General features: G+C 49.1%; 1 protein-coding gene and 1 pseudogene. Both read right to left on the bottom strand.

The window, feature by feature from the left end; genetic code table 11:
* A partial coding sequence (locus ACEWB7_RS18035) for an AAA family ATPase (RefSeq protein ID WP_411581091.1) occupies positions 1-202 on the bottom strand: 202 nt, incomplete at its 3' end.
* 30 nt (positions 203-232) lie between these two features.
* Positions 233-424, bottom strand: a pseudogene (locus ACEWB7_RS18030) (multifunctional transcriptional regulator/nicotinamide-nucleotide adenylyltransferase/ribosylnicotinamide kinase NadR); the annotation flags it as partial.

Here is a 424-nt window from a genome sequence, read left to right as displayed (position 1 = left end):
GTTCCACACAGCGCAAAAAGCGGCCATCGTAATCAGCCTCTTTAACGTGAACGAACTCAATGTTGTTTTCTTTCAGCATCTCGACCAGCAGGTTCTGGAACGCTTTGCGATCCACTGAACTGCCCAGGCTTCGCAGTCCGTCAGCTATCCACGGCGTATTATTCTCCAGCAAAATCACCAGGTCGAAGCGATACTCGTCGATCAGCGCCTGGACAATCGGATGCTCGCGCCCTTAGTATTTATTGCAATATGCCTGGGTGGTGACGAAATCGGTATCGATAAACGCTACTTTATTCGCATATTTCACTGCAAAATCAATATATTGCGCATGACCCAGCGCAATTTTATCGTAGTCGGAATACTGTAACGCCATCTCATCGCCGCCCAGATGCGAAAAGACATAGTCGCGGCCATATTCCCAGGC

Source organism: Acinetobacter sp. NIOH-H-8 (genome assembly GCF_046635365.1).
GTDB lineage: Bacteria > Pseudomonadota > Gammaproteobacteria > Pseudomonadales > Moraxellaceae > Acinetobacter.
Note: the sequence above shows the minus strand (reverse complement) of the source record. Positions and strands in the feature narration are given on the sequence as shown.